General features: G+C 57.2%; 22 protein-coding genes. 7 read left to right on the forward strand and 15 right to left on the reverse strand.

Features of this window, described 5'->3' with window-relative positions; genetic code table 11:
* Positions 1 to 7 precede the first annotated feature (7 nt).
* Positions 8 to 1,219, reverse strand: a complete 1,212-nt coding sequence (locus O2597_RS11170) for a NupC/NupG family nucleoside CNT transporter (RefSeq protein WP_269524818.1) — start codon at positions 1,217 to 1,219, stop codon at positions 8 to 10.
* 123 nt (positions 1,220 to 1,342) lie between these two features.
* Between O2597_RS11170 and O2597_RS11175 the strand changes: the two genes are divergently transcribed.
* The gene (locus tag O2597_RS11175; protein ID WP_269524820.1) at positions 1,343 to 3,274 is read left to right on the forward strand and encodes an adenine deaminase; all 1,932 of its coding nucleotides are present in this window, start codon (positions 1,343 to 1,345) and stop codon (positions 3,272 to 3,274) included.
* Between the two features lie 6 nt (positions 3,275 to 3,280).
* Here O2597_RS11175 and O2597_RS11180 read toward each other — a convergent pair whose 3' ends face one another.
* The 5 genes from O2597_RS11180 to O2597_RS11200 are packed head-to-tail and all read right to left on the reverse strand — an operon-like array spanning position 3,281 to position 6,658.
* Entirely contained in the window at positions 3,281 to 3,589 is a 309-nt protein-coding gene (locus tag O2597_RS11180; RefSeq protein WP_269524822.1) for a hypothetical protein, read from the reverse strand.
* A gap of 44 nt (positions 3,590 to 3,633) precedes the next feature.
* Complete coding sequence (locus tag O2597_RS11185; RefSeq protein WP_269524824.1) at positions 3,634 to 4,443, reverse strand: hypothetical protein; 810 nt, start codon at positions 4,441 to 4,443, stop codon at positions 3,634 to 3,636.
* Positions 4,443 to 5,087 carry a hypothetical protein gene (locus tag O2597_RS11190; RefSeq protein WP_269524826.1) on the reverse strand — a complete coding sequence of 215 codons (645 nt, stop codon included), beginning with the start codon at positions 5,085 to 5,087 and terminating at the stop codon, positions 4,443 to 4,445. The genes O2597_RS11185 and O2597_RS11190 overlap by 1 nt, the downstream gene beginning before the upstream one ends.
* Positions 5,088 to 5,093: 6 nt before the next feature.
* Complete coding sequence (locus O2597_RS11195) at positions 5,094 to 5,981, reverse strand: MotA/TolQ/ExbB proton channel family protein (RefSeq protein WP_269524828.1); 888 nt, start codon at positions 5,979 to 5,981, stop codon at positions 5,094 to 5,096.
* Complete coding sequence (locus O2597_RS11200) at positions 5,972 to 6,658, reverse strand: DUF6515 family protein (protein WP_269524830.1); 687 nt, start codon at positions 6,656 to 6,658, stop codon at positions 5,972 to 5,974. Before O2597_RS11200 ends, O2597_RS11195 begins: the two co-directional genes overlap by 10 nt.
* Positions 6,659 to 6,803: 145 nt before the next feature.
* Here O2597_RS11200 and O2597_RS11205 point away from each other — a divergent pair, with 145 nt between their 5' ends.
* Positions 6,804 to 8,033: a hypothetical protein gene (locus O2597_RS11205; RefSeq protein WP_269524832.1), complete on the forward strand. Its 1,230-nt coding sequence runs from the start codon at positions 6,804 to 6,806 to the stop codon at positions 8,031 to 8,033.
* Between the two features lie 80 nt (positions 8,034 to 8,113).
* Here the strand turns inward: O2597_RS11205 and O2597_RS11210 are convergent, their stop codons facing one another.
* The gene (locus O2597_RS11210) at positions 8,114 to 8,620 is read right to left on the reverse strand and encodes a hypothetical protein (RefSeq protein ID WP_269524835.1); all 507 of its coding nucleotides are present in this window, start codon (positions 8,618 to 8,620) and stop codon (positions 8,114 to 8,116) included.
* Positions 8,621 to 8,771: 151 nt separating this feature from the next.
* Here O2597_RS11210 and O2597_RS11215 point away from each other — a divergent pair, with 151 nt between their 5' ends.
* Complete coding sequence (locus tag O2597_RS11215; RefSeq protein WP_269524837.1) at positions 8,772 to 9,791, forward strand: aldo/keto reductase; 1,020 nt, start codon at positions 8,772 to 8,774, stop codon at positions 9,789 to 9,791.
* Positions 9,792 to 10,090: 299 nt separating this feature from the next.
* On the opposite strand, the gene O2597_RS11220 is transcribed toward O2597_RS11215, so the two are convergent.
* The 5 genes from O2597_RS11220 to O2597_RS11240 form a co-directional block, all read right to left on the reverse strand.
* Positions 10,091 to 10,492: a type II toxin-antitoxin system VapC family toxin gene (locus tag O2597_RS11220; protein ID WP_269524839.1), complete on the reverse strand. Its 402-nt coding sequence runs from the start codon at positions 10,490 to 10,492 to the stop codon at positions 10,091 to 10,093.
* Positions 10,489 to 10,761: a type II toxin-antitoxin system Phd/YefM family antitoxin gene (locus tag O2597_RS11225; protein WP_269524945.1), complete on the reverse strand. Its 273-nt coding sequence runs from the start codon at positions 10,759 to 10,761 to the stop codon at positions 10,489 to 10,491. The genes O2597_RS11220 and O2597_RS11225 overlap by 4 nt, the downstream gene beginning before the upstream one ends.
* Positions 10,762 to 10,988: 227 nt before the next feature.
* Positions 10,989 to 13,142 (reverse strand): polyribonucleotide nucleotidyltransferase, encoded by a 2,154-nt coding sequence (gene pnp / locus O2597_RS11230; RefSeq protein WP_269524841.1) that lies wholly within the window; start codon positions 13,140 to 13,142, stop codon positions 10,989 to 10,991.
* A gap of 305 nt (positions 13,143 to 13,447) precedes the next feature.
* Positions 13,448 to 13,720 (reverse strand): 30S ribosomal protein S15, encoded by a 273-nt coding sequence (gene rpsO, locus O2597_RS11235; protein ID WP_269524843.1) that lies wholly within the window; start codon positions 13,718 to 13,720, stop codon positions 13,448 to 13,450.
* 219 nt (positions 13,721 to 13,939) lie between these two features.
* Positions 13,940 to 15,913 carry a tetratricopeptide repeat protein gene (locus O2597_RS11240; RefSeq protein ID WP_269524845.1) on the reverse strand — a complete coding sequence of 658 codons (1,974 nt, stop codon included), beginning with the start codon at positions 15,911 to 15,913 and terminating at the stop codon, positions 13,940 to 13,942.
* A 112-nt stretch (positions 15,914 to 16,025) separates the two neighbouring features.
* On the opposite strand from O2597_RS11240, the gene O2597_RS11245 reads away from it, so the two are divergent.
* On the forward strand, positions 16,026 to 18,848 hold the full coding sequence (locus tag O2597_RS11245; protein WP_269524847.1) for a DUF748 domain-containing protein: 2,823 nt from the start codon (positions 16,026 to 16,028) through the stop codon (positions 18,846 to 18,848).
* Between the two features lie 9 nt (positions 18,849 to 18,857).
* Here the strand turns inward: O2597_RS11245 and O2597_RS11250 are convergent, their stop codons facing one another.
* Positions 18,858 to 20,441: a sodium:solute symporter gene (locus O2597_RS11250; protein WP_269524850.1), complete on the reverse strand. Its 1,584-nt coding sequence runs from the start codon at positions 20,439 to 20,441 to the stop codon at positions 18,858 to 18,860.
* Positions 20,442 to 20,718: 277 nt separating this feature from the next.
* Between O2597_RS11250 and O2597_RS11255 the strand changes: the two genes are divergently transcribed.
* The 3 genes from O2597_RS11255 to O2597_RS11265 are packed head-to-tail and all read left to right on the forward strand — an operon-like array spanning position 20,719 to position 22,404.
* Positions 20,719 to 21,288 (forward strand): hypothetical protein, encoded by a 570-nt coding sequence (locus O2597_RS11255; protein ID WP_269524852.1) that lies wholly within the window; start codon positions 20,719 to 20,721, stop codon positions 21,286 to 21,288.
* Between the two features lie 56 nt (positions 21,289 to 21,344).
* The gene (locus O2597_RS11260; RefSeq protein WP_269524854.1) at positions 21,345 to 21,887 is read left to right on the forward strand and encodes a YcxB family protein; all 543 of its coding nucleotides are present in this window, start codon (positions 21,345 to 21,347) and stop codon (positions 21,885 to 21,887) included.
* A 52-nt stretch (positions 21,888 to 21,939) separates the two neighbouring features.
* The gene (locus O2597_RS11265; protein WP_269524856.1) at positions 21,940 to 22,404 is read left to right on the forward strand and encodes a hypothetical protein; all 465 of its coding nucleotides are present in this window, start codon (positions 21,940 to 21,942) and stop codon (positions 22,402 to 22,404) included.
* 45 nt (positions 22,405 to 22,449) lie between these two features.
* On the opposite strand, the gene O2597_RS11270 is transcribed toward O2597_RS11265, so the two are convergent.
* Both O2597_RS11270 and O2597_RS11275 read right to left on the reverse strand, forming a co-directional pair.
* Positions 22,450 to 23,418, reverse strand: a complete 969-nt coding sequence (locus tag O2597_RS11270) for a DUF4886 domain-containing protein (RefSeq protein ID WP_269524858.1) — start codon at positions 23,416 to 23,418, stop codon at positions 22,450 to 22,452.
* Between the two features lie 68 nt (positions 23,419 to 23,486).
* Positions 23,487 to 25,187, reverse strand: a complete 1,701-nt coding sequence (locus O2597_RS11275) for a GspE/PulE family protein (protein ID WP_269524860.1) — start codon at positions 25,185 to 25,187, stop codon at positions 23,487 to 23,489.
* Positions 25,188 to 25,196: the final 9 nt, after the last annotated feature.

The following is a 25,196-nucleotide window of genomic DNA, read 5'->3' on the forward strand; positions in this document are numbered from 1 at the left end:
GGCTTATTTACGAGATAAGCATACCGGCAATTGCAGCGCTTGAGAGGTTGGCCAGAGTGCCGGCGAGGACTGTTTTCATGCCGAGTTCCGCGATTTCCGGTCGGCGACTGGGTGCGAGGTTGCCCAATCCACCCAGAAGGATGGCAATCGAGGAGAAATTGGCGAAGCCGCACAGTGCGAAGGTGATGATGGCCTGGCTGCGCGGGGCCAGATCCGGAAGGACCGGCTTCAGTTCCGAGAAGGCGACAAACTCGTTGAGTACGAGCTTTTGACCGATAAAGGAGCCGCCCGTGACCGCATCCTGCCAGGGGAGTCCGATGAGCCAGGCGAGCGGGCTGAAGAGATAGCCGAGGACGAGCTGGAGGCTCAGGTCCTCGAATCCGAAAAGAGTGCCGACCAGTGAGAGCGCACCATTGATCAATGCGATGAGGCCGATAAAAGCCAGAAGCATGGCGCCGACGTTGAGTGCGAGTTTCAGTCCGTCGCTGGCACCGTGGGCGGCGGCATCGAAGAGGTTGACCGGCGCGCCTTCCTTGTCTTCCTCCAGCTTGCTGTTATCGGGGGTCTCGGTTTCCGGCAGGAGCAGCTTGGCAAAGAGCAGGCCGGAGGGCGCGGCCATGAAGCAGGCCGCCAGCAGGTACTTCAATTCGATGCCCATGGAGGCATACCCGGCCATCACGCTGCCGGCGATGGAGGCCATGCCGCCGACCATGACGGCAAAGAATTCCGAGCGGGTCATGCGGAGCAGGTAAGGCTTGATCGCGAGCGGCGCCTCGGTTTGCCCGACGAAAATATTGGCGGTGGCGCTGAGTGATTCCGCGCGGCTGGTGCCCAGTACGAAACGGATGCCGCCGCCGATGACCTGGACGATGAGCGGCATGACCCGGATGTAGTAGAGTACTGAGATCAGTGATGAAAAGAAAATGATGACCGGTAGGACCTTGAAGGCGAAGAGAAAGCCGAAGCTCTGGGACGGGTCACTCAGGCTCCCGAAGACAAAGGAGATGCCGTCGTCACCGAAGGCAATCACAGCAGATACGAAAGTGGCCAACCACTCCAGTGCGACCTTACCGAAGGGAACATACAGGACCAGGGCGCCGAACCCGAACTGAATCGCGACGGCGCCGAAGACCGTACGCCAGTTGATGTGGCTGCGCGAGGAGGAGCAAAGCCACGCGACAAGTATAAGGAAGGAGTAACCGGCAAGACTGATAACCATGGTTGTGCTTAAAGCATTTTCAGGGCCAGTGGGCAATCCCCGCTCGCGTCGCGTCTAGCGAAGCCATGCTCAGACACTCGTGTGCAGGCCTTCTTTTGGCATTCGCTCTGCTCAATTGCGGCCATGAAAATCACCGCTGCTCTCTCTACCATTGGCATCCTCATGGCTGCGGGCGTCTCGCTCCCGGCCGAACCTTCCAAAGTCGCGGTGGCGACTCCGCTGGAGAAGGACCGGCCTTTTGACTTCAATGAAGAAGCGACCGCCCGACAACAGGCGACCTTGGTGGCTTTAGGGAAGAAGCAGGCGGATCTCCTGCTCAGTAATGTGACGCTTCTAAACGTGCACTTGGGAATATGGGAGGAGAACCAGGATATCGTGGTCTCCGGAGAGCGTATTGCCTGGGTCGGGGATCATGGCACTTATCCGGGGACGGCGAAGGAGACGGTGGACCTGACGGGGCGTTGGGCGGTGCCGGGTTTTGGTGAGTCGCACAAGCATATTGAAAGCAGCCACGTGACGCCCGAGTATGAGGCCCCCATGGTTTTGTCGGACGGCAATACCTGGACGGTCGAAGGATCGCATGAGATGTCCAATGTGATCGGCATGGACAACCATGAGTTCTGGTTGCTGGCCGAGGAGGCGGGGAGTCCGCAAAAGGTGTTTGTCGGAGTCGGTTCGGCCACGCCCCCGACCGCATTTGAAATGGGAGGAGGTTATTACGGCTACGAGGAAATGAAGCATTTCATGGAAGACGATTTGCGCGTTCTCGGACTCGACGAGGTGATGGACTGGTCCAGTGTGTGGAATCCGGAGATGCCGGGCTATCGCCGCCTGTGGGAAATGATGCAGGCGACCTGGGAAAGCCGGGGTGTGGTGGAAGGTCACGGTTCGGGGCTGGTGGCGCCGGATGCGATCAATGCCTTTGCCGCAGCGGGATTGTCCAGCGACCACGGTGTGACCTTGGCTGAAGAAGGATGGGAGAAACTGAGCCGCGGGGTCTTTTTGCAGTTGAAGCCGGATGCCTTGCCGAAGGTGATACCGTATCTGATCGAGCAGGGCTTGAAGGATTGGTCGCATACGAGCGTGTCGACGGACGACCGCGATGTGGCGGCTTCTCTGGAGCTCGGCACCATGGATTACAATGTGCGCATGGCGATCGATTCCGGCGCACCCATCGAAACCGCTTATGCGATGGCTTCGCTCTATCCGGCCCGCCATTGGCACGTCGAGCACCTGGTCGGGAGTCTCGCTCCGGGGCGTTACGCTGATGTGGTCGTCCTTTCCGATCCGGCTACCGTCGCGATCGAGGAGGTCTATGTGAACGGTGTGCTGGCGTATGACGACGGCAAGTACCTCTTGGGGATTCCTGAGGTTACGTATCCGGAATGGGCCTACAATACTGTGAACATCGGTCGTGAACTCACCGCGGACGATTTTGTGATTCCGGCTCCGGAGGATGGCGGGGATACCGCGACCGCAGCCTTACTTGAGATGTTCTACTTCGAGGAGGACTTTAAGACCGCGGAACTGCCGATCGTGGACGGCGCGGTGCAGCGCGACAGCGAGGCGGGCATTACCAAGTGCGCACTGGTGGATCGCTATCACGGCAACGCCCAGGTCGGCAAAATGTTCTGGCGCGGCGTGGGGCCGAAGACCCCGAATTCGGCGGTCGCCTGTTCCATTTCGCACGACCTGCATAATGTCTGGTCCTTGGGTTCCAGTGACGAGGCGATGGCCAAAGCCGTCAATGCGGTGGCCGAGCTGGGCGGCGGCTGGGCGCTCGTGCGTGAGGGCGAAGTGGTGGCTACTGTGAAGTACGAAGTCGGCGGATTGATGTCGCAACGCAGTGCCGAAGCAGTCGCAGCCGAGCTCGAAGTCTTGTACGAGGAAGCCGACCAGATGGAGTGGTTGGGTGCACCGGGTTTGCCCAAGCGCATGATCTTTGCCTACCTGACCTGCACGCCATGGAAATGGGTGCTGGTGGCGCCTTATGAAGGAAACGAACAGGGTCTGGTCAATGTCACGACAGGTGCGACACACCCGGTTGTCTGGTAAGGCGTCCTAATCCAGGACCGACAGCGGGAACGGAGGTGGCCTGAGGCCCTCCTCCCCGAAAAAGGGAGGCGGTGGCATCTCGAAAAGCCAATCTGTTTCCCAGTCGGTCGGCGGTGGCGGTGGTCGAGGGATTTCACCTTGAAGTCCGGGTGCCTGGTTCACAGATAATCCGGCAAGGCTGAACGGAGCCTTGCTTTCGGGGCTGGCTGCTTTAGCTGACAGGGGCGCTGAGTTGGAACGAAATAGTGCCGTGGCAAGTAGGAGCGAACAGGCGAGGAATCCGGTGAGCATGACTTGGCTGCGGCGCGCGAGCATGTTTATGGCGGAATCTGAACTGCGGTATCGCTGGAACATTTGATTTAGTACGAGTAAGTGCCTTGCTTGCCACCACCGGTATCGAGCAGAAGCATCGGCGTACGTTTATCTTCCAGTCCCAGCCACATGCTGTAGGGCATCATTTTCATGGCTTGGCGGCGGTAGCGGTGGAAATTTTCGATGCTGTCCGGATAGACGAAAAGAAAGAGCCTGCAGTCCTCTGCCTCGATGAAGCCATGTGTCTGGTCAACGGCTCTCAGTAGTTCCTCAAGGCTGCGGGAAAGGTCGAGGCCCTTGCCCTCAACCGGTCGAATCCAGAGACGGTTTGCTTCGACCTCAAAGGCCAGTCCTCTGGGTGGAGAGACCGATCCGGTCAATGCCTTCGATGTGTCCAGCACGCCGCTGTAGACCTTGTTTTCTTTGAAGACCACCACATAGGCGTTTTGTGTTCGCTTGCTGGAGCGTAGTTCCGGGATTCGGTAGCTTGCTTGGCCCTGCCTCTTTTCTTTGTTTTGGCGAGTCAGTTCGGCCTTTTCGCTTTCCAAGGCCTCGACTGTGCTCTGGCTCGGACTGGGGGGGAGTTCCGTGTTTCGGTACTTTTCGAGGGCGGATTTGTAGTCGGCTATCTTTTCCTCGATTACACGCATCGCTGGGAGTGTCTCCAATTCCTTGTGCATGGCGTTGACCTCTTTCTCGCTGAATGCGAGTTTCGCTTCATTCAGGCCATCCAGTACCGGGGACTGGTAAGCGAGGAGTGCCACCAGCAAGGCGATGAAGATGATGCCGCCCAGTGCATTGGTCAGTGTGTCGAGCAGCAGGTTCGAGCTCGTGGGCGCTGTGCGTCGCCGGCGCATCAGAGGACGACCTCCCAGTCTTCCTCGATGATGTCAAAGCAGTAGGGAAACTGGAGCTTTCCGTTTTTGAGTCCGAAGGCGGACAGCTTATCGTAATGGGCAAAAGCGGATGGTTTGACCAGAATCAAGAGTCCGTTTTCGGAGGAGACCAGGTCTGACATTCTCGCTTGGAGCTGGCTGAGCGGACGCTTTAGATTCAGGTCGAGGACCACGATGCCGTCGGCATTTTTGATGGTGAGGCTGTCCGCATGCGCGATTGCCAGAGTGGGGTGTTGCAGCCCCTTTGCGCGAGGTGGCAGGATCCGGCGGTATTGCGTGCTGGGATCCGCTTGGTCCAGCAGATATTTCAAGTGGTCGACTTCGGTTTGGAGGTAGCCGGCCAGCTGGCTTTGCTCCGCTTCCAGTTCGGCCAGTGCCTCCTGTCGGGCCTGTAGCTCCGTCTGCAGGATTCGCGAGGCCTTGTTTGCCTCCAGAATGTGTTCGGCCTCTCCGGCCTTTGCCTTGCGCGAATCCAGTGCGCGGTTGATCCGGTTGGCTCCGATGCTCAGGGACAGTAAAAGCGTGATGACGATTAGGATACCGGTTGTTCCTGTCACAATGTCCTGAAAGGCAAAGAAATCAAAGCGTGGAGTCTGCCGTCGCATGGCGAATCAGGTTCCGAGCGGTTGCCAAGGCGCGGTTTCCTCCGGATTGGCGCAGGGGCGAAGGTTCGGGTAGAATTCATTCTGGATGAAGAAATTACAGTCCTCCAGAAATGCGCTTTCCTGGGCGCGTTCGAAGGATGTGTAGATCTGTAGGATCAGGCTGGCGATCAAGGCCAGGAGTGTGGTGTCAAAGGCCACGGAGAGACCGCCCGCCACGGCTTGCAGCGATTCGATCAGGCCGTTCAGGTTTTCCGTGCCGGCCGAAAGCGTGTGGCCGAAACCGCCAATTGCATTGCCCAGCCCCAGTACCGTGCCGATAAAGCCGAGCACCGGTATGGCATAGAGCAGCGTTTGGATGAGACTGTAGCTGCTTTCAATTTGCAGCTCGTCGGACTCCGCGTGATGATTGAGAATTTCCGGCAAACCGCCGGGATCCCGCATGTTGGCCAGTGAGGCGAACGCGACACGCAGCCGGTTCAGCAGCATGTACTTCTGCGGCTTGTCAGCAAGACGGTTGACCCATGTGTGCCATTGCTCGGCGTTGTCCGGTGCGAAGCGGTAACAACCGAAGTTCTTGTTCAGCAGGATGCGGAGTGCGGAGGACTGTACTTCCGCTTTTCTTGACTTGAGCCAGACCAGAATCAGGCCCCAGAGAAAAGCGTAGCTTGTGATGTACTGGATGCTTCCGCGCTCCGTGAAGATGCTGACCAGCCGGTGGCTACGGATCTCCGGCGGCAGGAAGTGAAGGGCGGTGTAGAATGCGAACCAGAGCACTCCGGCGATGAGGAATGCCAGTGTCTTGTTCGGGTTTGTGTACTTCCCCGGTTGGAACCCGAGGCGGGCCTCGAGTTCCTGCTCCTCGAATACCAGGCGGTGCGGGTTTGTTATTTCCATGGCGTCTTCACTACCTTGTATCCGTCCGGAGTCTTGCGGAAGAAGATGTCGTCCGACTCGAAGTATTCAATTTCCTGATACCAGATGCTCTTGGCGTCGGAAGGCAGGATTTTGGTCGTGGCTCCGAGCGGTGCTTCCACCCAGGATAACCCGTTTGGTGTGTTGACGAAGAATTGTCCGTCCTTGAATAGGTATTCCCTTTCGTTTAGCCAGACCGAGTGGTACTCCTCGGCCGGTGTCACCGGGGTCTTGGAAACGCTCACCGGTATTTCCACGATGATGTAGCCGCCGCGTGCTTCGCGGTAGCAGACATCCCCGTAGCGGAAATAAACGACACCGCCCGAGTAGAAGCGCACGCAACCCGGAGGCAGGGCTGGCACGACTGCGCCGACCGGAGGCTTCGCGACATGGTAGCCGTGGGGGCCCTTTTGATAGAAGGTGCCGCGGTGCTCGTAGTATTTGCTGTCTCCGACCGCGATCTCAATCGAGCCGTTTGGCAGGGAGATTCCGAACGAGAAGAAGCTGCTGCTTTCAGATTCCGGTTTCTTCTCCTTTTGCTTGTAGACCGGACTCGGTTCCCCCCGCTCCGGACCGGGCTTGTGTTGTGCGGACAGTGGAATGCCGGCCGAGAGGATGGCTCCGATAATGAGCGTGCTGGCTTTGGTATAGGTTTTCATGGTCGATTGGTTTTGAAGTTTATACGCATACTTTAGCAGACCGGACCTTAAGTTAGGGTTAAGGAATGCGTTTTTTCAGGCTGGGTGGAGACGCTGTTGACGTATCCGGTTTCCACGCAAAGCTGGCTCGGACCGACCCTCTACCATGTGGAAAATTACCAGCTTTGACGCTCCGGGAGCCACGCAGCTTTATGCCTGCGACGGCGAACCGGCTCTCAATTATGAACGCGACACCCCGGGTGTCCTGATACGCATCGTAGTCGCGCCCTACGGCTATCTGGACTTCAGCTATACCGAGCAGCACAATGGCGGCTTGATTTACAATCTGCTGATGATCAACGGTCTGCAGTTGGTCTGTGGGGCTGTATGTGAATTGCAGATAGAGGTGGAGCCGTCCGGCGGTTTTTCGGTTAACCAGAATGGCGCGGAGGTTCAAGGGGCGCTGCAGCCATTGCCAGTGTTGACTGGGGAGACGATTGAGGCCTTCCGTGAGATGATCCGGCTGAAGATTGTGCCGTACCAGGACCCGCCCAGCGGCACGCCCAAGTCGGATGCCGAGCTGCAAGCTCTGGCGGACAGCTACTTTCCGGGTAACCCCTTTGGTTTCGACCTCGCCATGTCGCTCTACGACTGGACCTCTGCGAGTTTTATCAGGCAGGACCTTTTTCACCAACTGGAATATACCGGAGTCGAGGGCAAGCCGCTGGACCTGCCGACCATTGCGCGCGTGATCTGGGGCTGCAACTACCCCGGTTATACCGCTCAGGATGCCAATTTTATGAATCAGTTCATGATGCAGCCGGCCAACTCGGAACAGGATGTGTCTGCGCAACTGCAAACCGTCTATGCGAAGGTTAAGCCGCTCGCTGCCGCGGAGATGGATGTCTTTGCCAATGCCGTCCTGTCCTTGCCGCCGGTTTCCGTGGCCGACTATCCGCAGCTTTACCGCGGGGCCATGCCGATGTCCGGCGGCTATGATACCGGCGATTTCTCGCCCTCCATGTTCGAGTATCCCGGTAACAATGGCCCGACGACGACGCCCCTCTACCAGGCCTTGAGCGATGCCCTGAACGGTTGCCTGGCCACCGGCAATGTCATTACAACCAAGGGGCCATGGAGTTTCTCCAACGACCTCGAGGGGGCCAAGGTTTGGCAGAACGGGATCCTCATCACCTTGAACCCGCCGCCGGGTGCCACCATCTGGCCGGGCAGTGCGGATATTACCGGTTTCTCACTCAATCCCGGCACTTTCGAGATCAATATGCCGCCGCCTTCCCGCTACCGTATCGACGGCTACGAGTGGACGACCATTAACGATAAGCCGGTCTGCCACTTTACCATGACGCACTTGGGCTATTGCGTGGAGCCGCTGTAAATTGGCAGGGCTCTTTCTGGCGTGGAGGCTGGCAATGGCTGTAGCGCGGAGCGCGAAAGACATTGGCTATGCCGACTCGATCAGTCTTTCTTGCTTTCCGTTGTATCTACTTCGCGGTTCTTGTAGGGGGACCATGGAGCCCATGTTATATCCATAAATCTAATAGGGTCCACATAACCTTTCGGAGCCAAAACAACTGTTAGTTTTCGACCGTCTACTTTAATTCGATATACTAGGTCTGCATTCTCTTTTTCTCTTATCTCAATTGAATCCAGTTCGCCGTCTTTTCTTGATGTTGTTACATAGTAGAGATTGTTGGGGGGGATAACACTCATCTCTTTCTTTTCGTTTCTATAGTAGCCAAAAATTTCCTGTCTGTTGAGATTTAATTGGAAGTATATAGTAGATGTTGGAGCTTCTATTGGTAGCGCCCTCGAAATAAACAGCGCATCCCAATCGAGCTTATCCGCCTTCGTATCGGCATCGATAAAACCCTCGGAACTTAGGAAATCGTTAATTACGATTTCGCCATTAGTTGATGCGAGAAATACGACTGTGGTCGCTGCCAATATAGAGACTGATTTCATTTCCTTTCTGAAAAATTAGCCTCTGGGGGCCTAGTTCGTCAATGTTTCAGGCTAACCGTCGTGAGCTTTTCGAAATGTAAAATTCCCTTTTTCTATGACAAATCCTTCCCACTACTTGTCAGCCGTCACCTCTTATGACTAGCTTAGGTCAATGGAAAAAAGACGTTTAGGACGCAGTGGACTGGTGGTTTCGGAAATTTGCATGGGGACCATGACTTTTGGTTCCCAGTTGGAAGAGAAGGCCTCTTTCGAGGTGATGGACTATGCCTACGACCACGGAGTGGACTTCTTTGACACTGCGGAGATCTATCCGGTGCCGCCCAAGGCGGAATGGGTACACCGTACGGAGACGATCGTCGGCAAGTGGCTGAAGGGTAAAGACCGCGATTCCATTCTTTTGGCCACGAAGGTGGTCGGCCCCGGGCATGGCTGGTTTGTGCCGCCGGTGCGCAAGGGCAAGACGGCACTGGACCGTCATCATATCCGGACGGCGATCGAAGGCAGCCTGTGCCGCCTGCAGACGGACTACGTCGATTTGTATCAGACGCACTGGCCGGACCATGATTTCGGTTATGAGGAAACTCTGGAGGTGCTTACCGAGCTGGTCGAGGAAGGAAAGGTCCGTGTGATCGGTAGTTCCAACGAGACGGAATGGGGCACCATGAAGGCCAATCAGACCGCGAAGGAGCTCGGTTTGGCCCGCTATCAGACCATCCAGAACAATTTCTCGATCAACAACCGGCGCTTCGAGGATGCACTGGCCGATATCTGCCGCCGTGAAGGCATCAGCCTGTTGCCATACTCGCCGATCGCGGGCGGCGTGCTCAGCGGCAAGTACAATGATGGGCAGCTTCCTGAAGGTGCACGCTTTACCGACTACCTGAAGGGGGATGGCGAGCGCCAGAAGATCATGGCCAAGCGCTTCGTCAACGAGAAGAGCCTGGCCACGACCGCGGCGCTGATGCAGTTGGCCGAGTCGCACGGCATGGATGTCGTGACCCTCGCCGTCGCCTGGAGCAAGCAGCATGACTTCGTTGCTTCCACCATCATCGGCGCGAATTCCATCGAGCAGCTCAAGCCCAGCCTCGCGGCCGCGGACCTGAAGCTCAGTGATGAGATTCTGCAGGCCATCGATGCGATCTCGGCGGATTACCCCTACCCGATGGGCTAGGGGATTTGATGATTTCTGTGGTAGCGCAGCACCGCATGCCTCGAATGGCACTACTTTAAGGACAAATTGAAGGGTTCCTATTGCAACAAAGCGTCGCTCGTAGTGGCTGCTTTAGCTGCCATATTCAGCATCCTAAGCCACCTCGGCTCGATGGCGACTGAAGTCGCCACTACGATAAGAAGCTTAAAGTAGTGCCATTCCCGCATGCCTCGGCGTAGCTTTAGCGGAGACGGGTCCCCGGTGCGCAATGCGTCGTGCTTGCTAAGCGTTTCGGCCATTCGGGACGCACCTGCGCTACCTTACTCACCAAAAGGATTAAAAAGCGGCACGTCCGTGCCTTCGAAGTCTTTCGTGTTTCGCGTGGCCAAGGTCAGCTTATGAGCCCAGGCCGTAGCAGCAATCAGCATGTCGGGTTGGGATCGTGCGATTCCTTTGGATGCGAACTGCCCACGCACTTGTCCTGCCCGGAGCGCTACTTCATTGTCGACTGGAAGGACCGTGCAGTTGTCTGCAATAAAACATTTAAACCAATTGATTCGATCAGTAAGATTCTGCCGGTGAAGTCCGTAGCCGATTTCGTCTATGGTTATTACGCTAATGGATAATTCATCGATTTGCCGGGACCAGGATCTCACGCATTCGTTTGGTTTTCGTCGCATCAGTTCGCTGATGATGTTGGCGTCGCAAAGATACTGCTTCATTCGTCATCCAAATCATCGAAATACGGAACTGGCCGACTCGTTCGCGGTGGTAGTTCATCCATCTCCGGTTCGCGCTGGTTGATCTCTTCCAGCTCGTCCAGCATTTCCGCGAGGCTCTTCTTTTTCGTGGACTTTTTGTATTCCAGAAAGGCTTCGTATTCCTTGATGTCGATCAAGGCGGCGACCGGTTTCTTCCGGTTATAGAGGATCTGTGGCTCCTCGGCGCAGGAGGCCACTGCTTCCGAGAAGCGCGCCTTCGCCTCGGCGATCTTTCATTCTTTCATGACTATAATTGAATCGAATATGACTATCTTTGCGAGCTTGGTTTATTTGCCCGCCAAGTGTCGCCAAGACACGTGAAGGTTTGGTTTCCCGCTTCGCGTGTCTTGGCGTCCCTTCGTGGGCAGGCACAAAAAAGCGGTCGCCTTTCGGCGACCGCTTGGTGAAACAGTTTTTAGAATTCCGGATCGCAGATCCCGCAACCCGTATCCCGCACTTACTCGGCGTTGGCCGGAGCTTCTTCTTCGGTGGCTTCCTTGGCGTCTTCAAGTGCGGCCTTGCGGGAGAGGCGAACCTTGCCCTTTTCCATGCCGATGCACTTGACCACCATTTCGTCGCCGAGCTTGCAGATGTCTTCGGTCTTCTTGACGCGGAAGTCGGCCAGTTCGGAGATGTGGACGAGGCCTTCCTTGCCGGGCAAGCATTCGACGAAGGCGCCGAATTCCTTGATGCCGCGGACGATGCCACGGTAGGTCTTGCCGACTTCGATCTCTGCGGTGCAGGCTTCGACTTCCTGGATCGCGCGATCCATGGAGGTCTTGTCCGTTGCGAAGATCAGGACGCGACCGCTGTTGTCCTCGTCGATGTCGATCTGGGCGCCGGAGACTTCGGTGATGCGGCGGATATTCTTACCACCCGGGCCGATGAGGGCGCCGATCTTTTCCGGATCGATCTTGATCGTGTGGATGCGCGGTGCGTGCTCGCGGAGGTCGCTGCGGGATTCCGGAAGGTGCTCACCCATGATGGCAAGAATCTTCAAGCGGGCCGCGGCGTTTTGCTTGATCGCTTCGAGTGTGATGTCGAAGGGCAGGCCTTGGATCTTGAGGTCGAGTTGGAAGCCGGTGATGCCGTCCTTCGTACCTGCGATCTTGAAGTCCATGTCACCGAAGTGGTCTTCCGCGCCGAGGATGTCGGTGAGGATGACGTGCTTGCTGATCTTGCCGCTGTCGTCACGCTCGGTGACCAGACCGACGGAGATGCCGGCGCAGGGTGCGGTGATCGGCACACCGGCATCCATGAGGGAGAGGCAACCGCCGCAGATGGAGGCCATGGAAGTGGAGCCGTTGGAGCTCATGACTTCGGAGACCACGCGGATGGCGTACGGGAACTCGTCTTCCGGCGGAAGGATCGGGAGGAGCGAACGCTCAGCAAGCGCACCGTGGCCGATTTCGCGACGGCCGGTAAATCCGAAACGTCCTGCTTCACCCGTGGAGAACGGGGGGAAGTTGTAGTGCAGGATGAAGGACTTGCTCTTGGCGCCACCGGTCAGGCCGTCGATGTCCTGCACGTCGCGGCTGGTGCCGAGGGTGCTGATGACGAGGGCTTGGGTTTCACCACGGTTGAAGACGGCGGAGCCGTGCACGCGGGGGAGCACGCCGGTATCGCAGGAGATCGCACGCAGATCGTTCGCACCGCGACCGTCCACGCGGCGGCCGGTTTCGAGGATGTTTTGGCGATACAGCTTTTCCTGGATTTCGTCGAAAGCGCGGGCGACGTCGTTGCCGTCCACGTTTTCAGCGCCGAGCTTCTCTTCGAGGGCGGCGGTGGTTTCCTTGGTGATGGCTTCCACTGCAAGCTTGCGCTCGGTGTAGCTGTCGAATGCGAGGGCATCCTTGACCTTGGCGGCAGCGAACTCTTCGCAGAATTCGGTGATGGCTTCCGGAGTGAGGACGAGCGGGAATTCCTTCTTTTCCTTGCCGGCCAGCTTGGCCAGTTCGCGCTGAGCGGCGATAATCGGCTGGATGGCTTCCTGGCCGTATTGAAGTGCTTCGTAGAAACGCTCGTCGGAGATGAACTCGGCGGAGCCTTCGATCATCATCATTTCGGTTTCGTTACCGACATAGATGAGGTCGAGGTCGGAATCGAGCATTTCGTCGTGGGTCGGGTTGGTGACGAACTCACCATCGATTTGACCGACGCGCACGCAGCCGACAGGACCGTTCCAGGGGATGTCGGAGATCAGGGTGGCGGCGGAGGCGGCATTCACCATGAGCACGTCCGGCTCGTGGGTGGTGTCAGTTGACAGCAGAAGGCCGATGACCTGCACTTCGTTCATGAAGCCCTTGGGGAAGAGCGGACGAAGCGGACGGTCGCAAAGGCGGGAAGTGAGGATTTCCTTTTCAGAGGGCTTGCCCTCGCGCTTGAAGTAACCACCGGGGAACTTGCCGCCGGCGGAGAATTTTTCGCGGTAGTCGACGGTGAGCGGGAAGAAATCCTGCCCGGGGCGGAGTGCGGAGGCGGCGGTGGCCGAAACGAAGAGTTCGGTTTCACCGGAGCGGATGGTAACAGCGCCGCTAGCGAGGCCTGCGAGGGTTCCAGTTGCGAACTCGATATCGAGTCCTTCAACTTTGACGTTATATTTTTGTTTCATTCTTTATCTATGTTTTGCTTTTTGCATTCCACGGCAGTTCTGGGATCGGACCTTCCATGCCGCCAGCCTCGGGAAAAGAGGCTTACGAAAGTGTTTTTGGGGGGGATGTTTTTCGGAAGAGGTGGAACTCGTCGGCAACTTGCTTTAGCCGGTTGACGCTTTGTCGGAGTAAATTGAGCTTTTCCGGGATTTGTCGCGCGGCTGAAGCAACGCGACTACGAGGTCTGGTTTGGTGTAAAAGTAAACTGCTTAAACAAAAATGCCGGACCCCGTGGTAACAAGGTCCGGCATCGATGGATTTGAAATTAGCGGCGCAGCTTGAGGCGCTCGAGGATCGCGGTGTAGCGGGTGAACTCGGTGCGCTTCAGATAGTCGAGAAGCTTACGACGGCGAGCGGTCAGGGCGATGAGGCCGCGACGGGAGTGGAAATCCTTGCGGTGCTCGCGAAGGTGCTCGGTCAGGTGCTTGATGCGCGCGGTCAGGAGCGCGATTTGGACTTCAGCGGAGCCGGTGTCGTTTTCGTTGGCACCGAATTCCTTGATGATAGCTGCTTTATCGACGATTGTTTCTTCAGACATGATTTGATTTGGATTGCACGACTTTCGGATCCCGGGTTTCCGGAACCGTCAGAGCCGCCACCAGGCCGCTCTGACCGCTGCACCCACCGAAGCGGGAAGCCGCGAAGTGGACCCTTCGCAGGGTGCACTCTAGCGCTAAGGGGCGGTACAATGGCTTCCCCCGTGTCGGGATCAAGCTAAAACTTCGCTTCCTTTACCCGCTTTTGAGAGGCCTAAACGCTAGTGGACTGTGCCGGAAAGCACTTCATTCAGTTGCCACAAGGCCAGTATGTATTCGGGCTGTTCCCTCAGGGGCTGGGAGACCGCAAGCCGCAGCAATTGCTCCGCCGTTGGCTTTTGATTCAGGGCGAGGGCATGCTGGGCCATCCAGAAGCTTGCTTCGCAGATCCGGACACGGGCTTCTTGGGCTGATTCCGCCACGCCCGCGGCGTCGATCACTTCCTTACGCGTGCTGCGTCCGCTACAATACCCGAGATACCAGGCAAGCTCCGCCCGCTTGCTGTTGTCCTTGAGGTATTCGAGAGCCGCTTCGGGATCTTCAGTGGCCTGCAGTACATAATGGAGGTAGATGGCACTCAAGTTCGGCTTGTCGGGCACCAGTGTGAAATAGCGGTTCAGGGCTTGTTCGGATTCCTCCTGCTGGCCGACCACATAAGCGAGCAGCGCGTGCATGAGCTGCAAGCCCGCGTTATCCGGGGCTTTGTCGGCGGCTAGTTCCAGGGACTGCCGGGCTTGGCGTACTTTTCCCAGTTGCAGCTGCAGCAGGCCCTGTGCGTAGGCCAGGGCGCCGTTCTCCGGTTCGATGCGAAGGGCTGAGGCAAAGTCGTTGGCAGCCCCTTCCATATCCCCCAGTTGTCGGAGGATTGCGCCCCGGAGGGCGAGCACATCGGCTTGGGATTCGTCCCATTCCAGAGATTGACGGTACGCGCTCAGGGCGAGTGGGGGATTGCCGGTCGCTTCGTGGGCTCGGCCCAGCATGGCCCAAATGCGGGCCGTGGCAACCGGCTTTCGGCCGGCGTCCGGGCTGAGGGCAAAGGCTTCGAGCAGGGGAATGGCCGCTGCGGCACCTTTCATTTGCAGGATGAGTTGCGAGGCTTGCAGTGCTTCGCCGCCGGTTTCCGGCCTGAAGCCTGACTCCAAGGCCTGATCCAGGGCCGTCTCCGCCTCTGGGTTGCGTCCGAGCCGGTCGAGGCAGACCGCACGGTAGAACTGCAGGCTGGGGCGTATGGGATGGGGGCCTTCCGGGAGTGTGTCCAACGCGGCTTCGAATTTAGCCCGGGCCGTGCCGACGCGCCCACGGGCGAGCGCGATGCGCCCATCAAAATATAGGAGTATGTCCTGCAGTCCCGGCCTGTTCTGAATCGGTTCCAGCAGCCCTTGTAGGGAGTCCCAGCGCTCATCGATCGCATAGAGGGAGGCCAGGGTGATTCGGGCTTCATTGTTCTCTGGTTGTTGGCCGACCAATTGTTGCAGCTCGACAATCGCTTCGGATATTCGCCCGAGTCCGGTGAGTGTGCGGGCGCGGAGCAAGCGCAGCTTGCTGATCTGTGCGTAGGACTCTTTGCCGCTGTTGTCCCGATAGAGCTCGATCGCCTGGTCGATCGCGGCCAGCGCACTGTTGACATCGTCCGATTTCATTGCGGTGCCGGCCTTCTCAAGATAGGCTTCGCTGGCCAGTTCGAGGTTCGCGGCCTGCTCTGCGGCGGACTGTCCGTAAATCGAACTCAAGGCTTCGGCGGCTTCATCCCATTTGCCTTCGGCCATGCGGAGCAGGCCGATAAGCTTGCCGGCGGCACGGGCATCGCGGCTGTCTGTGGGCGCTGCCGCCAGTACTTCATTCAGCAGGGCGATGGCTTCGGCCTTTCGGTCCATGCGGCCGAGGATCAAGGCCTTCAGGGTCTTCGCTTCCAGATCCTCCGGTGCGATGGAAATGGCGAGTTCCGAGGTGGCCAGGGCGTCGTCGCTTCGGTCCAGGTCGAGTTCGATCCGTGCGCGGAGCTTCAAGGCCGGGACATGCTCGGGTTCGATCCGGAGGATTTCATCGATGCCTTTGGCTGCGCCCTTCAGGTCGCCGATCAGGTAGTTGCCTTGGGCAATGCCGTAAAATAGCTCTGTGCGATCCTTGTTGACCTGGGCCGGTGCCTGGCAAACAAGAATGAGAATAAATGATAAAACTGGGAGTACCGTGCGCATGAGCTGGATTTTGGGGCGGCATGCCTGTAGTTTTAACCTGTGGGGCTTGCCAATGTTCCAGAAGGAACTGACTGTAATTCGTTTAAGAAGCCGTTAAATTCGTTTCAGAACAATGCGTAAATGGGGTATCATTTTAATTAGTACGTTTCTATGCTATGTGCTTGCCGGGTTCCTGCTCTTGCCCGCGCTGGTCAAGCATTTTGGAAACAAGGCGATTCACGAGCAACTAGGGGATACCTCGGGGATCCAGAAAGTCCGGGCCAACCCGTTCACCTTTGAACTCCGGGTGGAAGGCCTGCAGCTGCTCTCTACCGACCCGGAGTGGAGCGTGACAGCGGACCGGGCGGTTGCGAACCTGAGCGCCGCCACATTCTTCCGTTGGCATCCGGTTTTCGACGAGCTCAAGCTCGAGCAGCCCCGGGTTTATTTTCGCCGTACCAAGTCGGCCGAGGCCGAAGCCATCGAAGAGGAGCCGTTCACCAGCGAGGATTTACAGGCGGCCTTGTCCGGGTTGGAGCCGGCTATGATCCCAGAGGTTGAGGTGCGCCGACTTGAGGTCTCTGATGGCCATATTTTCTTTGTGGATGCCGCGAATCCCGTGCCCTTTGAACAGACCATGGAACCCATTAATTTTGTCCTCGAAGAGTTTACCACGGTTCGTGAGGGGGAGGATAACCGCTTCCAGTTCCATGCGGTCAGCGAAGGCGGTGGGGTCTTTTCCATCGAGGGCAACCTGGAAAGCGCCCGTCTCGCCAGCAAAGGGCACATCCGCCTGGAGAATATCGAAGTCAGCCGTTTCGCCCCATATTTCAGTTCCTTTACTCACTTCATCCTCGAGCATGCCAAGCTGGCCGTTGAGTTCGACTATCGGCTGAACTTGGCGGATTTTGAACACCTCTTCTCCATTTCCGGTGGGCAGGTGTTGCTACAGGATGTCGCCTGCCGGCCTTTGGATGACGAGGAGCGCCTGGTACAAGTCGATGAAGTGTCGGTTGAAAATCTGGCTTTCGATTATCCAGCCTTGGCTTTGGATGTGGGGCGTGTCCGGGTGGCGGATTCCGATTTGCTGGTAAAGCGCAATCGGGACGGACAGGTGAATGTGATCGAGGCGCTGAATCTCACGCCTCCGGAGAAAGAACTGGCTCATGCCATTATCGACGAATTGAAGCCCCCTCCGGATCAGGGAGTGCAGCCGGTGGTCCGGGTCTCGGAAGTGGATGTATCTAATTTTTCAATACGATTGCTGGATCAATACGGGACGGTTGAGGCCTCCGCTGTCATGTTGGTGGAGCACCTGAGCCTTACTGGTGTTGGGTCGGATTTGACTGTGCCGGTTGAACTGCAGATGGCGGGCCGTATTCAGGACTCCGGAACGCTTGAGGTCAAAGGCAGCTTTGCCCCGGATCTTTCCGTTGCGGCGATCGATGTACGGTTGGAGACCATGCCGCTGGCGCTGGGCGATGCCTACGCCCGCAATTACGCGGATGGTTCGATTACCTCAGGCCAGTTGTTCTTTGACGGTGCACTGAGCATCTCTGCCGAGTCTGGCCGGAAAGTGACCGGAGATGCGAGGGTAGCAGGCTTTGCCGCTTCTGTGGGTGAGGGCAGCCAGTTGGATGCCGCATTCGAATCGCTGAATTTGGATGGGATCAAGCTTCTTGCGGACCCCTTGTCGCTTACGGTGGAGAAGATCCAACTGATTCAACCGCATGCCGAGGTGGTTCAAGCCGCGCAGACTGGGCTGCCGGAGTCAACGGAGCCGCAGGCAGGTGAGACGGCTCTCAAACCGGGCCCTTCCGCCAATATGGATGTCGCCATTCAGGTGGGGGCTTTTGAAATGTCGGATGGCAGCATGAAGCTGGTGGACGAAAGTATTGAGCCCGCCACGACTCTGATGGTGGAGAAGATGGAGGCGACGATTGAGAATATCGCCTATCCCTCTTCGGTCGCATCCGAATTGAAATTCAACGCGGAGATGAACCAGACCCCGGTCGAGATGAGCGGTGTGCTCTATCCCATCGAGCCCTATCGTGCGACGGATTTGAATTTCAAGATGAGTGGTCTGCCGCTGCCCGGATTTTCGCCGTACTCCGGGAAGTTCGTGGGGCGCCGCATCAGCAAGGGCTGGTTTTCACTGGAAGGGGACTGGAAGATCACGGACAGCAAGCTGAAGGCGGGGAATCATATCCTGCTCGACCAGTTCGAACTGGGCGAATCGGTGGAGAGTGAGGATGCCATCCGTCTGCCGATGGATCTCGCGATCAGCTTGCTGAAGGGCCCTTCCGGTAAGATCGATGTAAAGCTTCCGCTCTCGGGCGACTTGAGTGACCCGAAGGCGGGCCTTGGCAATATCATCCTGTCCGCATGCATCAGCTTGATCACCAAGACGGCGACCGCGCCTTTCAGCTTGCTTTCTGGTTTGGTCGGTTCGGAAGAAGATCTGTCACAGGTTGAATTTGCGGCCGGTAGTTCCAAGTTGGATGACGCGCTTGTGGACCAGCTGAATGCGTTGGCAGAGGCCATGGAGAAAAGGCCGGAGCTTGCCCTTTCCCTTATTCCTTCCTACAGCGAGGCGGACTTGGACGCACTCAAACTGGACCGGCTACGCGCGCAAATCATGGCGGATGAGTCGACTCAGAGCGAAGCGGTCTTCCATAAGAAGCTGATGCGCGCCTATCGTGACTTGATGCGCTCGAGAGAGGAACCGGTGGTTGAATATTCGATCGATAATCCGGAGGATGTGCAGGCGGTTGAGGATATTCTTGCCCAGACCGTGGAGCTGCCGGAGGGAGCGCTGGATTCGCTCGCTTTGGAGCGAGTCCGCTTGGTGGAAGAGCAACTAATTGCTTCCCAAAACTTGGATGCTTCCCGTGTTTCGGTTCAAGCGATACGGGATGACTCCAACTTCTCCGGGGTTCGCTTCGAGCTGAAATAGCGGTTCGCATTAAGCGAATGCCATCACCAGCCAGGCCGTCAGTAGCAGCAGTCCAACCGAGAGCCAGCGGTAGTTCTGCCACCAGGGCTGTGTCCGCAGGCTGGCAGTTTCCTTCCGGAAGAAAACCGGTGTCCATACCAGTGCGCTTTGGTCGGGCCTTGGCGCGTCCCCTGCCATGCTTGCCAGAAGGAGGATCAGCACTGAAACGACGAATAGAATCGGGCCAACGTAGAGGAAGTGAAGATGTGTCCACCCGAAGATCACATTGGAGAGGAAGAGGATGATGCCGGCCACGGTTCCGCCTAGTATGCTGAGCCAGGCGCCGGCGGCGTTGGCCTGTTTCCAGAAAGCGCCGACCAGATAAATCGCCACAATGGGAGGCACGGTGTAGGACAGCACCATTTGCAGGTAATCGAAGAGCGAGCGGAAGTTTTCGATTTGTGGTGCCCAGACGGCGGCCAGGATCATGAAGATCCCGGTGACCCAGCGTCCGACCCGCATGAGCTTGGCGCTGTCCAGTCCCGGCTTGAATTTGTGCACGAAGTCCATGGTGACCAGGGTCGAGGCTGCATTTAGGGTTGAATCGATTTGCGACATCAGGGCGGCGATGAATCCGGCCATGACCAGTCCTAGCAGGCCGGTGGGGAGCAGGTCGAACATCAGGGTGGGATACACCAGATTGGCATCCGGCAAGTCCGGATAGAGGTGGATGGCAATGGTTCCAGGCAGGACCATGATGAAGAGAACCGGCAATTTCAACAAGGCCGCCAGCAGGACGCCCCAACGGCCCTGGTTGATGTCTTTCGCGCTGAGTACCCGTTGGGTCATGAACTGGTTCGCGCACCAGAAGTAGAAGCCGAGCAAGGGGACTCCCGTGATCAGTCCCAGCCAGGGGACGCCCGGATCGTTGAGGGGGCGGATCAGGCTGAGCTGATCGTGGCTGAGGCCTTCCATCATGCCGTCCCAGCCGCCGACCTTGATCAGGGAGACGACGGTGATCACGACCGCTCCGATGAGAAGCAATACCGTCTGGATGAAGTCGGTGTAGATCACGGCGGCGAGTCCGCCCGCGATGGTATAAAGTCCGGCGACGATCGCTAGGACCGCGATTGTTACCGAGATGTCCAGACCGGGAAAGATCAACTTGAGGAGCAAGCCACCGGCGAAGAGACTGCCCGCGGTATCTACTATGATGTTGAGGAAGAGGGTGAGGGCGGAGAAATAGATCCTTACCCGCCCGTCGTAGCGTTTCTCGAGAAACTCAGGCAGGGTGAAGACCTGCGAGTTCAATACGAACGGAAGGATAAAAATCGCAAAGAAGACGAGTACGACCGATGCCATCCACTCGTAGTTGAAGACGGAGATGCCGGTGGCATAGGCGGCGCCGGCCAAGCCTACCAGTGTGGTCGACGAGATATTCGAAGCGAACAGGGAGACCCCGATGAAGGGCCAGCGCATGCTGCGCCCTGCCAGGAAGTAGTCTACGGCATTGTGATGCTTGGAGGCCAGTTTTAGGCCGATCCAGACCACGACAATGCCGTAGATCGCGATGAGTGCATAGTCGAAAAGGGCGAGGCTGTAATCAATCTCCACGCAATAACCATATCATACGATGCAAATGCCCCGTGAAGTCTGCTTGGAACGTGTGTAATTACCGGCATGCGGTTGCTGCTGACCTACCACTCTCCCCTGTGCCTGCACTGTAATTGCCGACGCGGGAAGTTTGAGCGGGAGCGGGCCAAAATGCTCAGGCCCAGACGGCTGCGCCGTGTTCGATGAGGCACGGGTTGGGCATTACTTTTATAAAATTATCCAATTGCGGTGTCTTGTTCCAGCCGGTTCATTGGTGTGGAACCTCATTGTACGCCTTATGAACCTACGCCGCCACTTCGCTCACAGCCTCTGCATGCTGTCTTTGCTCCTGCTCCCGTCTGCGGCAACTGCCCAGACTTTCATCGTCGAGCAGGTCCGCCATGATTTGGATACCTTGGAAGCCCGGCGACTGAATCTCATCGAGAAGCAAGTCGGCATCTCTAGGCACGATTTCAAATTTGTTTGCGACATCGATTTTCAGGGGGTCGCCGAGGTGGTGCAGTTGCCTTCGGGAAATGTCATTATGAGTTCGAGGATCAATGGAACCCGGGCAAGTACTTACTTTGCCAGTGTGGTCACCATGAATCCCCAGCATGAGGACTCGCTCTATCGGGCAGATATTCAGTTCGAATGGTTCAGTGAGCGGACGCCGGCCGAGAATCAGGCGGTCCAGACGAGTGTCACCGGGCGCAAGGGCAAGAATGCGTACAGCAAGTTCGATTTTCCTCAAAAGTCGGATACGGACGGTGTCCGTGTCATTTGGGTATACAGCCTGAAGAATGCGGCGCAGAATTGGGCGCCGGCTTATTCCTTGCGGGTGAGGCCTTTGGTGGAGCCTTCGCCCTGATGGCTTGAGCCGCTTTGTTGGCTGCTTAATTTGGACAATGCATCGGATTTTTGAAAATGGAAATTACATACAGCTTAACGGAAGACGACTTTGTGGCTTTTCAAATGTATGCGTCCGGCGAGTCGAAGCAGCAGAGGAAGCGGAGGTTGAGAGGACGATTCCTCGTGCCTGTTATCTGGGGCCTGATTGCCCTCTATTTTGTTTCCGATTCGGATGTTGTGGTCGGCTCGGTCTTTTTGCTGGGTGCGGTCGTTTGGCTGCTCGGCTATCCGGCCTATGCTAAATGGCTCTATCGACGGCACTTCCGGAACCATCTCAAAGAAAACAACCGCGGACAGATGAATCAGGAAGTGACCCTGCGCCTTGAGACGGAGGGGGTGTTTTCGTCGGGCGTCGATAGTGAAGGGACTTTGAAATATTCAGGTTTCGATCAACTGATCGAACTGGAGACCCTGTATCTCATTCGACTGAAGCAGGGGATGACCTTGCTGCTGCCTAAAGAAAGGTTAGCTTCTGAAGAGTTGAGCTCCTTTATGGACGCAGTCTCAATGCGTACAGAACTGGAGATTCAAGACCACCGGGGACGTCCTTGGCGCTAGTATTCTGTACTGAGTTTCCGGCACTTGCTGTGGCACATGGATAAAGAGAAGAATGAAGCAAGTCATAAATATCTTGGGTTTTGTGGTAGGAGGGACGCCCACCGCCCTTCTGCTCTTCGCTAGCCTCATGCTTTCGGGCTGTACTGACTATGCCATTAATACCGCTGATACCGTTGCCAACCGGGATGGGTTCAAGGCGCACTTTGGCTTCGAACCAGGGCCGGATGTGAGTGCGCTTTACTACTATGCGGATGAGTTCGGAGCCGATGTCCGCTATCAACTGGCGTTTCGCTGTCCGAAGCCATTCGCGGATGAAATCATTCGTGAACTCAAATTGATGCCGTCACCTGCGAATTATTCGGGACTCAAGCCCCGTGATGATTTGGAGTGGTGGCTGCCGTCTTCTACGCGAGACCTTCCGATGTGGATCCATACACCGGAGAAGGCTCGGTATTTTCGGGAGTTCTGGTATTCCGAGGCCGAAGGACGTGCCTACTACCAGGAGTACTCCATCTAGCCTGCCGGCCTGTTCGGGCGGTGCGAGTCCGCCTTCCAGGGCTACTTATTGAGCGCTACTGACCGCTGCTGGAGCGGAGAGTGTTTCCGTTACGGTCTCAAAGGCGATCTCCCTTAGGGATTCGGCTTGTGCCTCGCCCATCCCGTTCGGCTTGTAGCTGATATTGCGTGGATCTTTGTCAAAGAAGAAGCGGTACCAGACCAATCCGCCGAGATACTCGCCATTTCTTCCGGCATGGAAGCCGTCATTGCCGACGTACCACTCGCCTTCCTTGTTCTTCTTCCAGAAGAAGATATTGTTCATGCTCTTGCTCTGGTCGGGGAGGTTGTTCTTGTCTTCCGGATATGTGAGGGTGCTGACGTCGATCGTGGTCGGCTCGTAGTGCCACATGTCGGTCGCACGGGCAGTTTGGAAGGCGGTGCCCACGGGAATGATAGGCAGGTTGAACTCCGCACCGATCTGTTTGTAGGCGGCGTGCAGTTTCTCGTACATATCATCGGGATCGAGGCCCCATTTTTTCGCCCGGTAGCTGTCCACGCTGTGCGACCAGGTCTCGTGAATCACGATCTTGGCCTGGGGTGCATATTGGCGGATGTAATCGATGAGCTCGCCGGCGTAGGGGTAGTAGGTCTCGATCTTGTAGCTCTTGGTGCTGACCTGCTGAATGGTCACATAGTCCCATTCTCGGTCCTGCAGGATATGCTTCAAGGAGACCTTCGAGCCCACGGTCTTGTTGTTGATCTTGTAGCTGTAGGCCAGTCCCTTTTCGGGATCCGCTTCGTTGGATTTGGCGAGATTGACATGCTTGTCCAGCGGGCAGCCACCGATGTAGGCCATCGCGAAATCCGCTTCCACTTCCGGATCGGATGCGACAATTTGAGGCAGGTATTTCTGCGAGTTCGCCGTAAAGCTGTTCCCGACTCCCAGAATCTGGATCGGTTCGGCAGTGGCCTGCAGGGCAGTGGCCACGTAAAGAAAGACGGTGAGGAGGAGTGACGGGTGCAACAGTCTCATGATATAAATGCTTCACGGGCATTCATCTGAATGTCCAGTGTAGAATGCGAAAACAAACGGTTGAGGCCTTATTCCTCGCTGGTGTCTTCGATTTCCGCGTAGCGCATGACCTCTTCGAGCGTGGTTAGGCCATTCTTGATATGCTCCCATCCGCTTTGCATCAGGGTCCGCATGCCTTGCTGTACCGCGGTTTGCCGGATGAGTCGGGATGAGGCGCGCTGCACGATGTGTTCGTGGATCTCGTCTGTCACACGGAGCGTCTCGAAAATGCCGATACGGCCGCGGAAGCCGAGGTTGCGGCAACGCTCGCAACCGGCGGCGGCTTTGAGCCGGCCGATATGCGCGGCTTCGCTGAGCGGGATGCGCATGGTGGCCAAGCAGCTTTCCAGATGTTTCAGCTCCTCTTGTGCGGGCTTTGCACAGTTCGGGCAGAGGCGGCGGACCAGGCGCTGGGCGATGATCATTTCGACCGAGGACGCGATGAGGAAAGGCTCAATGTCCATGTCGATCAGACGGGTCAGGGCGCCGGGCGCATCGTTGGTGTGCAAGGTGCTGAGCACCAAGTGACCGGTCAGCGACGCGCGGATCGCGATGTCGGCGGTTTCACGGTCACGGATTTCCCCCACCATGATCACATCCGGGTCCTGGCGCAGGACGGCACGAAGTGATTGGGCAAAGGTCAGGCCGATCTCCGGGTGGACCTGTGTCTGGTTCACGCCGGGGACCTCGTACTCGACCGGATCCTCCACCGTAATGATCCGGCGCTCCGGCTTGTTGATCAGGCGGATGAAGGCCGTCAAAGAGGTCGATTTGCCGGAACCGGTCGGGCCGGTGACCAGGATGATGCCGTGCGGGGATTCCAGCGTCCGGGTGGCCTTGTGCTCTTCGTCCGGTGCCAGTCCCAATTCACGCATGGAAAGCGGTTTGGACTTCTGGTTGAGCAAGCGCAGTGAAACGCTTTCCCCGTACATCGTCGGAAAGGTTGAAATACGAATGTCCAGTTCGCTGTCGCCTGCACCGAAAGAGATCCGGCCGTCCTGGGGGCGACGCTTCTCCGAGATGTTCAGCTTCGCCATGATCTTCAGGCGCGAAATAATCGCTCCCTGGAAGCGGATCAAATTGTCCGGTACGCGGACCGGTACGAGCTCGCCGTCGATCCGGTAGCGGATCTGCAGCGCGTCGCGGTGAGGTTCAAAGTGTATGTCCGTGGCGCGGTCACTCACCGCTTTGTGCACCACCTCGTTGACGAATCGGATCACCGCGGCGTCTTCATCTTCTTCCGCCTCCAGTTCCGCGTCATCGGTCACCAGGTCGGACTCATCGAGGCTTCCGGCGCCGACACCGAAGTGCTGGGTGATGGTGTTGATCACCTGCTCGGGATCGCCCAAGTGCCATTCCGGCTTGCGGCCGCAGACGGCGTAGATCCACCGGTCCATACGTTCATCCGGCGGCCACAGGGTCACGAGTGGAATGACCCTCTTGTCGGCGGCGTCTGTTTCCTCTTCGCTCTCTTCGGCTACTGTGCTCCGGACCGGTACACATTGATATTCATGAATCAGGCGCAGGGGCAGGGCGGCGGTTGGGTTTTCCACCAGTTCGATGGAATTGAGTACCGGAAGCTTCGAAAGGGAGGCCGCTTCATGGACGACGACGTTCGTGGGCTTGTTACGGGCCACTGCGATTTGATTGAGACGCTCGGCTCGGGGCAGTGCTTGCAGCTGCGCGCGCTGTTCGTCGTCAAGGTCGGCGTAGAGGGGATCGAGATTCATGTACACGAA

Source organism: Coraliomargarita parva (assembly GCF_027257905.1).
In the GTDB taxonomy this organism is placed as follows: domain Bacteria; phylum Verrucomicrobiota; class Verrucomicrobiia; order Opitutales; family Coraliomargaritaceae; genus Coraliomargarita_A; species Coraliomargarita_A parva.